The sequence below is a fragment of the Solitalea longa genome, from assembly GCF_002920915.1.
In the GTDB taxonomy this organism is placed as follows: domain Bacteria; phylum Bacteroidota; class Bacteroidia; order Sphingobacteriales; family Sphingobacteriaceae; genus Solitalea; species Solitalea longa.
Window position 1 is genome coordinate 106,370 of record NZ_PQVF01000010.1, and the last position, 10,386, is coordinate 116,755.

10 protein-coding genes are annotated in these 10,386 nt (G+C 37.2%); 6 read left to right on the forward strand and 4 right to left on the reverse strand.

What is annotated here, in order from left to right; translation table 11 throughout:
* Positions 1 to 366, reverse strand: coding sequence for a hypothetical protein (locus C3K47_RS14595; protein ID WP_103789894.1), 366 nt, complete (start codon positions 364 to 366; stop codon positions 1 to 3).
* Between the two features lie 120 nt (positions 367 to 486).
* Here C3K47_RS14595 and C3K47_RS19585 point away from each other — a divergent pair, with 120 nt between their 5' ends.
* From C3K47_RS19585 to prfB, 5 genes are all read left to right on the forward strand, one after another.
* Entirely contained in the window at positions 487 to 693 is a 207-nt protein-coding gene (locus C3K47_RS19585) for a hypothetical protein (protein ID WP_165784707.1), read from the forward strand.
* A gap of 452 nt (positions 694 to 1,145) precedes the next feature.
* On the forward strand, positions 1,146 to 2,240 hold the full coding sequence (locus C3K47_RS14605) for a Nif3-like dinuclear metal center hexameric protein (protein WP_103789896.1): 1,095 nt from the start codon (positions 1,146 to 1,148) through the stop codon (positions 2,238 to 2,240).
* 25 nt (positions 2,241 to 2,265) lie between these two features.
* Positions 2,266 to 3,009, forward strand: a complete 744-nt coding sequence (locus C3K47_RS14610; RefSeq protein ID WP_103789897.1) for a zinc ribbon domain-containing protein — start codon at positions 2,266 to 2,268, stop codon at positions 3,007 to 3,009.
* Positions 3,010 to 3,146: 137 nt separating this feature from the next.
* A complete protein-coding gene (locus tag C3K47_RS14615; protein WP_103789898.1) occupies positions 3,147 to 4,622 on the forward strand; it encodes a tetratricopeptide repeat protein in 1,476 nt (491 codons plus the stop codon).
* 21 nt (positions 4,623 to 4,643) lie between these two features.
* A protein-coding gene (gene prfB, locus C3K47_RS14620; RefSeq protein ID WP_114324636.1) for a peptide chain release factor 2 occupies positions 4,644 to 5,721 on the forward strand; the annotation gives its coding sequence in 2 pieces (ribosomal slippage) (positions 4,644 to 4,703 and positions 4,705 to 5,721; 1,077 coding nt in all).
* 144 nt (positions 5,722 to 5,865) lie between these two features.
* On the opposite strand, the gene C3K47_RS14625 is transcribed toward prfB, so the two are convergent.
* Entirely contained in the window at positions 5,866 to 6,741 is an 876-nt protein-coding gene (locus C3K47_RS14625) for a transglutaminase-like domain-containing protein (RefSeq protein ID WP_207765309.1), read from the reverse strand.
* 107 nt (positions 6,742 to 6,848) lie between these two features.
* Between C3K47_RS14625 and C3K47_RS14630 the strand changes: the two genes are divergently transcribed.
* Positions 6,849 to 7,634, forward strand: coding sequence for an O-methyltransferase (locus C3K47_RS14630; RefSeq protein ID WP_103789900.1), 786 nt, complete (start codon positions 6,849 to 6,851; stop codon positions 7,632 to 7,634).
* Positions 7,635 to 7,642: 8 nt separating this feature from the next.
* On the opposite strand, the gene C3K47_RS14635 is transcribed toward C3K47_RS14630, so the two are convergent.
* Entirely contained in the window at positions 7,643 to 8,959 is a 1,317-nt protein-coding gene (locus tag C3K47_RS14635) for a threonine/serine exporter family protein (protein ID WP_103789901.1), read from the reverse strand.
* Between the two features lie 63 nt (positions 8,960 to 9,022).
* Positions 9,023 to 10,192, reverse strand: coding sequence for a BamA/TamA family outer membrane protein (locus tag C3K47_RS14640; protein WP_103789902.1), 1,170 nt, complete (start codon positions 10,190 to 10,192; stop codon positions 9,023 to 9,025).
* Between the last annotated feature and the right edge of the window lie 194 nt (positions 10,193 to 10,386).

Sequence of the window (10,386 nt, forward strand, 5' to 3'; positions counted from 1 at the left end):
TTATGATTCTGGAAAAACCGGAGGATAACAGCAACTTCTTATTGTTGGACAAGGGCACGATGCTTCCATGAATTCATAATTTACTTCACTTGTCTTCTCTTCTTGGCTATTGCTAACTCCAGTTGCAATTAAGTTTAAAAACTTGACTTTTTCCTTAGTTTCTTTTTTTTCTACTTCGCCAATGCTAAATAGGATCCTAATTTCATCTACTTTTTCATCAGCAAGAAGTGCTTCAATGTCTGCACGGCTAAATTTTACCGAATTTGGTAAATCAAATTGATCAAGTTTTCGATCAGGTTTCCCAAATTCTTTTCTATACTTTTCTGCTAAATCTTTGGCTTCTTTTGGAGTGATTTTTTTACTCATAATAAATGTTAAAAATTAATTGATGTTTTGTTGATATATGATTTTTTAGGTATTAAAAAACTGACAATTAAGTAGATTGAGGAAATTATGAAAACAACACTTATCCGATAAAAGAGGTAAATGGATTCTAGAAAAGTCATGCTAAACTTTAATCGAGGGTTTAAAAAGATGGATAAACAAATCAGTAGTATTGATTCGATGATGATTGTAATACAAAATAAGTTTTTAAATAAAATAGTGCTCCTGGATTTAGTGCTAAATAGCGTGTTGTTTATAACATTAAGACTTAAAATTATAGAAGTAAACGAAAATGCAGCTTTTGAATAACTTGTTTCAAGAAGCATACTTTTATTAACAAGCGTTTCAATGGTAAAAAAGCTAATTGCTATTAATGCAATATAATTTAAAGTGTGCTTTCGCGAGGAGAAGTATCCCCAACGTTTGTATATATATAATAATAGTAAAAAAGACAGGATGCCTTCTAAATTGTAGATTATTATATTATTGCCGAAGCTTAGCATGAACAACGTATCAAGCATTTTAAGAATGGCTAATAAGAAGAAATACCATAAAACAGGTTTATAGTTTTCTTCGGCTCTATTATAATTAATAAAGGAAATAAGTAAAACAGGAAGTAGGTAAAGCCCAAAAATGTCAATATTTGCCACATAATTCATAGGTATTGTAACTATTTTTACCAAGGTATATTTTTTAATGATAAAAACTACAATAGGTCTTGAAAACCTGTTATGCATTTTGAACAAGCAATCCATTCTTGAATGACTTTAAATGACCTTAGTATCTTTTTAGAACAACTAGCCCCATTAGCCTACCAGGAAGACTATGACAATGCGGGACTAATTGTAGGCAACCCTCAGCAGGAAATTTCTAAAGCATTAATCAGTCTCGACTGTACAGAGGCTGTTGTTGATGAAGCGATTGCTGCAGGTGCTAATCTTATAATCTCACATCATCCTATCGTGTTTAAAGGGATGAAACGTTTTAATGGTAATTCATATGTAGAACGGGTAGTGATGAAAGCCATTAAACATGATATTGCTTTGTATGCTATTCACACCAATTTAGACAGTGTTTCAGATGGGGTGAATGCAAAGATCTGTGATAAATTAGGACTTGTTAACCGATCTATTTTATCTCCCAAACAAGGTAAATTAAAGAAACTGGTTACTTTTTGTCCAACTGCTCAAGCCGATGACGTTCGTAATGCATTGTTTTCTGCAGGGGCTGGTCATATCGGAAACTACAGCGAGTGTAGCTTCAACTCGGATGGGACTGGAACTTTCAAAGGAGACAGCTCAACAAATCCATTTGCAGGAACTCCCGGAGAACTTCAGTTAGAGGCCGAGCTGCGGATTGAAACTATATTTCCGTCGCATTTAGAAGGGAAAGTAATTTCAGCATTATTAAAAGCGCATCCTTATGAAGAAGTTGCCTATGATATTTACGCTTTAAACAATTCCTTTTCAACGGTAGGTTCAGGTATGGTAGCCGAGCTGGAAGAAGCAATGAACACCCTTGATTTTCTTGCTCAGTTAAAACAAACTATGGGGGCGGGTGTGGTTAAGTACACTGATATAGTAAAATCCAAGGTGAAGAAAATAGCTGTTTGTGGTGGTGCCGGAGGTTTTTTACTTAAAGATGCTATAAGGGCAGGAGCCGATGTTTTTGTTACCGCCGATTATAAATACCACGAGTTTTTTGATGCTGATGGCAAAATAGTAATTGCCGATATCGGGCATTTTGAAAGTGAGCAATTTACATCAGAATTATTGCTTGAAAAATTGTCAGAAAAATTCCCTACCTTTGCCGTTCTGTTAAGCAGGGTAAAAACAAACCCGGTTAACTATCTGTAACAAATCCAAATTTTGTTTCGCATACATGGAAGCAACAGTAGAACAAAAACTTCAAGCCCTTTGGGATTTACAAACCATTCACTCTAAAGTTGATAAAATTCGTACTCTTCGCGGAGAACTTCCTATGGAGGTTAATGATCTGGAAGATGAGGTAGCTGGTTTAGAAACCCGTATCAATAAGTTGAAACGTGAGTTAGACGATCTGGAAGACACTATCGTAAACCGTAAAAATAATATCAAGGATTCACAAACGCTGATTAAAAAATATGAAGGTCAGCAGAATAATGTGAAAAACAACCGTGAGTTTGACGCATTGAGCAAAGAAATTGAGCTTCAAACACTTGATATTCAGGTTAACGAAAAACGTATTCGTGAACATCAGGCTGATATCCAGGGTAAAAAAGTTGCTTTAGACGGAGCCGTGGCTATTTCTGACGAGCGTAAAAAAGACCTTTCCCTTAAAAAGGAAGAGTTGGATAATATCACAGCTGAAACTCAAAAAGAGGAAGATGTTTTGCTTGACAAAGCAAGCCAACAAGAAGTTAAAATTGAAGATCGTCTTTTAACGGCCTATAAGAAGTTAAGATCTAACTTTAAAAACGGCCTAGCTGTAGTTACTATTTCGCGTGACTCTTGTTCAGGTTGTTTTAACAAAATTCCGCCTCAGCGTCAGGCTGATATTCGTCAGCGCAAAAAGATTATCGTTTGCGAACACTGCGGACGTATTATTGTTGACGAAGGCTTTACTTTGGAAGAAGTATCCATCTAGTTTCTAGATCAATAAAAATAAAAAATGCCCCCGCCTTAAATCGGGGGCGTTTTGTTGTTAAATACTTTGGAAATAGCTTTCCGCTATTATTTTTTATCCTCTACCTTTGTCGCTTTCGAATTTCGCTTTGATATTTTATGAAGAAATTCTTTGCTGTAGTCTTTTTTTTGCTTGCTTTTGCTGGGTCATCCAAAGCTAATTTTGATTTTAATGCTAATTGTACTGAAGCCTATAAATTAATTTTGGCTTTGAAATTAGATCAGGCTAAAACATTGATCGAAAAAGAAAAAAAAAGTCATCCGGCCAATTCAATTATCAGTTTACTCGAAAACTATGTTGACTTTTATACCATTTTCACTACTGAGAATGAAAGCGATTTCGATCGATTGAAATCAAAAAAGTCGGCACGATTACGACGTATTGAAAAAGATGATGAACGTTCCCCATATTATCTTTTTTGCCAGGCGGAGATTAATATTCAATGGGCGTTGACCCGAGCACGTTTTGGAGAGTACTACACTGCCGCATTGGAAATTAACCGTGCTTATGGTTATTTGAAAGAGAATGCAACTAAATTTCCTCAGTTTTGGCCCAATAATAAAAATTTAGGTATTCTTAATATTGTATTGGGAAATGCTCCTTCGGGTCTTCGAACGGTTTTAAACACATTTGGCATTAATGCTGATATTAAAACTGGAGTAAATATGATGGAGCAAGCTTTAACTCAATTGCCTGCTTCAGATTATTCATTCTTCTACGATGAAACCGCCTTATATTTAAGTTATGTTTTAAACGATATTGTTGGCGATGAAAATGCCTATGCAAAAACATTGAAGTATTTGAAGCCAATAAGTGACAGTTGCCTGCTTAAGAGTTTTGTTCAAGGGTATATTTGTATGAAAACGGCGCATAATAACGAGGCCATATCAATATTTAGTGCCCGGCCTTCCGGAGGTAGTTATGCTCCTTTTAAGCATATTGAATATTTACTGGCTACGGCCAAACTTAACCGGATGGATGATGATGCGAACCTTTTCTTTCAAAAATACCTGACAAATTATAAAGGATCTTTTAATATCAAAGATTCGTATATGCGATTGGCTTGGTGTGGATTGCTGGAAGGGGATCTAAAGAAGTATCAGCAAAATATGACTTTGGTTAAATCGAAAGGATTTGATTATAACGATAAGGATAAGCATGCTTTAAAGGAGGCGGAGCAAGGAGTTCCGGATTTGTATTTATTGGGAGCCCGATTACTGTACGATGGGGGGTATTATGACAGGGCATTAAATGTTTTAAAATCCAAAAAGATTACTGAGCAAATTTCGGAGAAAGATAAATTAGAATACAGCTATCGGATGGGTAGGATATTTGACGGAATGAAAGATTACGATAAAGCTATTCAATATTATACTCAAACTATAAATTGGGGTAGTGGAAGGCAATGGTATTTTGCAGCAAATTCATCACTGAGCTTGGGTAAGATCTATGAAAATCAAAAGAATTTTGCCAAGGCCAAACAATACTATCAGTTATGTCTCGATATGAAGGGGCATGAATATAAGAATGGAATTGACGCTAAAGCAAAAGCGGGTATAAAGCGACTTAAATAAGAATATCAGCATATATCAGTTATGACAATTGAACAAATAAAAGATTTAAGGGATAGAGTAGCGTCCCTGAGGAGGCATCTTTGACATCGACAATAAACTGTCGGAAATTGCCAATGAGCAGGAGTTAACACTTGGTCCAAACTTTTGGGACGAACCAAAGGAAGCCGAGAAGATACTTCATGATATTAAAAGTAAAAAAGTATGGACTGATGCTTTTGCGCAAGTAAATGCATCAGCAGAAGATACTTATGTGCTGTTTGATTTTTACAAAGAGGGCGATGTAAGTGAGCAGGAGATGCAGCAACAGTTTGATACTTCAATAAACGTAGTTGAAGAACTGGAATTTAAGAATATGCTGAGTGGTGAAGAAGATCAAATGAATGCCGTTCTTAAAATAAATGCCGGAGCTGGTGGTACAGAAAGCTGCGATTGGGCTGAGATGCTTATGCGTATGTACATTATGTGGGGCGAAAAGCATAAGTACAAGGTTAAGGAAATTGATTATCAGCCTGGCGATGTTGCCGGAATAACCTCCTGTACCCTTGAGTTTGAAGGTGATTTTACCTATGGTTACTTAAAGGGCGAGAACGGAGTGCATCGTTTGGTTCGTATTTCACCTTTCGATTCAAATGCCAAACGTCATACCTCATTTGCTTCAGTGTATGTTTATCCGCTGGTTGATGATTCAATTACCATAGAAATTAATCCGGCTGATGTTTCCTGGGATACTTTCCGAGCGGGAGGTAAGGGCGGACAAAATGTTAACAAGGTAGAAACCGCTGTTCGATTAAAACACGCTCCATCCGGTATCATTATCGAATGTCAGCAAGAACGCTCACAACTACAGAATAAAGAAAAGGCATTGAAAATGCTTAAGTCGCAGTTGTATGAGCTGGAACTACGTAAGCAAAATGCTGCTAAAGCACTTGTTGAAGGCGGTAAGAAAAAAATAGAATGGGGTTCACAGATTCGAAATTATGTGTTCCATCCATATAAATTAGTAAAAGATCTCCGTACCGGTACTGAAACATCCAATGTTCAGGCGGTAATGGATGGTGAGTTGGATGAATTTATTAAAGCTTATTTAATGGAGTTTTAATTAGATATGAGATGTGAGATGTGAGATTTGGGATTTGAGATATGAGATATGAGTTTCATGACATGGAATAGCCTCCACTTGGTCTGACAGGTTATAAAAAATGTTAAATCTCAATACTCAAATCTCAATACTCAGATCTAATTTTTAATGACTTTCTAAAACTTGCAGCAGTTCCTCAAGCTCCTCTACCTTATCTAAATACCCCAGCTTGTTATATGCACTGATCAAATTTCGTAAAACCCGTTTTACAATTTCCACGTTAGCACATGGTTGGTAGTATTCATCCCGCTGTTCAATTTTTAATTGCTTTAAGAAGAAATCTACGTCTTTACGCCCGAAAATAAATCCTTTGTTGAAGGGGTTAATGTAAAATATTACACCATTTATTGCTTCAAATCCAGGCAGAATGGCTTCATTTTCGTCTACATACGCTAAAATAAAATGCTGCGGAAGGTTAACTCCATAAATAGGTATGTCGAGTTTTTGGGCAATAAGTGAATATATAATTGCCAGGGATATCTGGTTACCTTTCTTGCTTTCGAGTACCAGGTTGATGTATGAGTTTTGTGGATCCTGATGATTTACGGTATTGCCGCTAAATCCATGGATGTGGAAGAAAACATGGTTAAGCACCTTAACTTTCTCTAATGGACTCATGTCATAGCCCAATTGCAGCCAGGCATCCCTTTTAATGTCTTCAATTTGATTGTGAATGCGCTGTTCATCTAAATCGGGATATTGATATTTGTTTATTGTAATAACACCCGACAGCAGATCAAATGCACCCCCTAAAATCCATAATTCCAACTCTCGTTTAACTTCATCGAACTGAATCTTATGAACAATATTTTCAATACGTTCCTGCAAGATCACATCCAATGATTGTTGCCAAACATCTTCGAGATAAGTTATAATCTCGGGGCCAAAAGAAACCAGTTTGTTTTTAATGTGTTCAAATACTTCTTGATCGGGGTCATCTAACAATTTTACTAACGACTTCAATTCATTTCTATCAATCATAAATATCTTCTCCTTCCAAAACAATCAGGTGCAACTTGCTTATATTAGTTGAGCAGGAGTCATTAGTTTAACCAGCTCAGTTTGCTTTAATTTTTTATTTTTGATCTATGTTTAACAGTACACCATACAAATCCTATGTCAAACATCTGCTAACAGCCAATACGCTGCACGGCACACATTCGCCATTTGTATATAACTTAATTAATAATGTTATATACGATAAATCGGCTCAGGATGTTTACGATGAAATTGAAAATCAACGTAAAAAACTGCTTGCAGATGAACGTGTTATCACCATTACCGATTTAGGTGCAGGTTCTCTGTATAGCAATAATAAACAAAAAAAGGTTAAAGAGGTTGCAGATAAGGCATTAAAGGGGCCGAAATGGGCACAACTTATCCATCGATTGGCGAAATGGCGCCAGCCTAAACAAATACTTGAGTTAGGCACTTGTCTCGGAATTACCACCTCTTATCTTGCTAAAGCAAATACTAATACACCTGTTATTTCAATTGAAGGATGTCCGCAAACGGCTGCAATTGCCCGCCAGTCTATTGATTCATTAAACATTAATAATGTTTCGGTAAAAGTTGGCAATTTTGATGATTTGCTGCCTGAAGAGGTGAAAATATCGGAGCAAATGGCTTTTGTATATTTTGATGGTAATCATCGAAAAGATGCTACCCTAAACTATTTTTATGCCTGCCTTGAAAAAGCCGATGATGACAGTCTGTTTATTTTTGATGATATTCACTGGTCGAAGGGAATGGAAGAGGCTTGGGAAGAAATTAAAAATCATCCAAGAGTTACGGTTACAATTGATCTATATTCGATAGGACTGGTGTTTTTCAAGAAAGGCCAGGAAAAAGAACATTTCAGAATCAAATACTAAAACAATTGTCATAGCTGTTTATGTTTCATTGCCATTTCAATTCGCCTTTGCTTCGCTTTAGATGAGAAATAACGATCTATGATATTGGGGATCGTCACTCCTAAAGCAATGCAAAGAAGTGTTAACACAAACTCTACCCCCGGAGAAAATATTTGTAACAGAGCCTTTAATTTTTGGTCATTATCATGGGCCTCAGTAAAAGAGAATACACTCATCATTGATGTATATGCCAGCACTCCAGGCACCATCGGGATTACCGGTGGAATGGAAATTACGTGACCAGGCGTATGTACTTTGTGTACCCAGTAAATAGCACAGGTGCTCGAAAGCAACGCTCCTGCAAGGGAAGCAAGGGGCAGGTTAACGCCAAAATCAAGTCGCAATACATTTCTTGTTAAAACCGCAATTGCGCCTCCAAGGGCACAAAGCCACAGAGCACGCAATGGCACATTGAATAAGACTGCAAATCCAGTGGCCGCCAAAGCGCCGGCAAAAATAATGACCAGTTTGTTGTGTGCAGGTGGCGTAAGTGGGTGAGGTTTTATGCCGAGCAACTCCATAGCCACGATCATTCCTAAAGCAATAGAAGCAATACACAATATCGTTACGATAGCCCGTGTAGTGCCTACTATAGTAAAATCATCAATTATGTCGTCGAGTGAGTTAATCATTGGAACACCAGGAACCAAAAATAAAACAGCTCCGGCAATGGCATCTTGAGGAGTAGCTGTCCAATTAGTAAATAAAGTGATGGCACCTGCAATAAGAGAGCTCGTTAAAGCAACCGTAGCGATAGTTAAATAAGTATTGATGTGTTTTTTGTGTAGTTCTTGCCTTAAAAACAGTCCGGTAGCTGCTGCAAAGGAAGCAATAAGGTTTGCTGCCCAATCTCCTCCGAACAAGGTGCAAAATCCACCGCAAGCCATCCCAACTGCAAGGATGATCAACCAGCGTGGATAACTGTGTTTTTTGCCTGAAATTTGATTAAGCTCTTTTTCATAATGCTCAAGCGAATATCCTTTTTCGAGCGCTTTCCAGGTAAGTCGACTGATGCCATCAACGGTGGTCATATTCACCCCATGGCCTTTCATTTTCCTGAACTTAGTAATGGAATTGGAGCCATCACTGATAGTCATCATCAGCGTGGTTAACGTAATATGCATGTGAAGCTTGCTGCTGGAAATGCCAAAATGAAGAGCAATTCGCTTTACATTTCGATCAATGCGGTTACTGTCTGAACCGCTTTGCATTAAGAGTAGTCCTGTCTTTAAAAGTAGATCTAACTTTTTTTCTAATACAGCCGCTTCTAGTGCTTCATTATGCATAACCACTATGTTTTGATGCGCTGCAAAGCTATCAAAATATGATTTAAAAGAGGGCTTAAAAACCTAAAAGGCTTCGTTTAATGATAAATAAAAGCCTTGACTTCGCTTTTCGCCAGGGTTTATGCTGCCAAAGCCATAGTCAACGCGCAAGGTTAAACGGTTTCTTTCGTCGAAAATATATCTTCCCCCAATTCCGAAGTTTGGTTTCAGGGTATCCTTGTTAAAATCGCTATTGCTAAATACCCCGCCTGCTCCCACAAAGGCGGCAATAACCCCTCTGGATAATGAGAACCAACCAGCATCCGGTCTTTTAGCAAAAGGCCGGAAACGTAATTCGCTTTGTAAAGCCAAATAGTTCTGGTCACGGTAACGGCCTGTATAATAACCACGCATCACCAAGTCATTGCCTAATTGCGGCAGCATATAAAAGGGTTTATCTGGTCCTTGTAGCGATTGAATATAACTTTGGGCGGCAATGGTGGTTGTTGTATGCACTCGCCAGTATTTACGTGCATCGAGAGTTAATAGTGCAAAATTGAAATCGCTGGCAAATGCTTTCAACGAATTTTGAATATAAAATCTTAAGTAGGAGCCTTTATGCGGATAATTAACAATGTCTCGGTTGTCAAATGTTGCCGATAATGATAAGAAAGTAATGTTTCCACCAGTTTTACCTTCTAATTCGCTTGACGAATAGATTCCTGTTGCGTCTTTATCACTAATATCTTCGTACAGATACCAAAGTCCTGCTCCAACGTAAAAATTATTTGCCACTTCTCGTTCAGCATCAATATTTATCCTGAATTTCTGATCGTTGATAATATCCTTATCCGATTCTTTGGTGTTATTGCCAATTCCGTAGAAATAATTAGGAAAATCATAATACTTAACGTCCGTTATTAAGTGCCAATCGTTGTTTTTGGTCCAAAGACTGCCGTTTAAGCTCAGCTTCGATTGTTTTTTTGTGGTATATGTTCCAATTAGGTTAATGGTTGAATTGCGCTGTTCGTTGGAAGATTTGTTGAGGTAAAAGGAATAAAGCGCAGCAATTCCGAATTCTAAGCCCCGTTCCTGAGAGGAGCCAACTACCGGGATTGGTAATAAGTTATTTTTAAACTGTGAAGAAGTTGTGTCGATAAGGTGTGAAGCTGTTTGAGCGAAAGCTGTTGATGTACAGAAAATTAAAAATGCAAAAAGGTAAATGCTCAGTCCTTTTATTGAATATTTATTCATCTGGTGAAGATAAAAATACTTAAATAAAATTTCTTCAAGACTTCAATTTGACCAAAACTGAACCAAAAAAGCATTAAAATGGTCTATTGAAATTGTGAAATTGTTAAAAAGTGAACCTGCGGAAATGTACTGCAAAAGGCGGAAAAAATAGGTTATTCTGTGGTTATATATTGTAAATCGGAATATTATTTTGT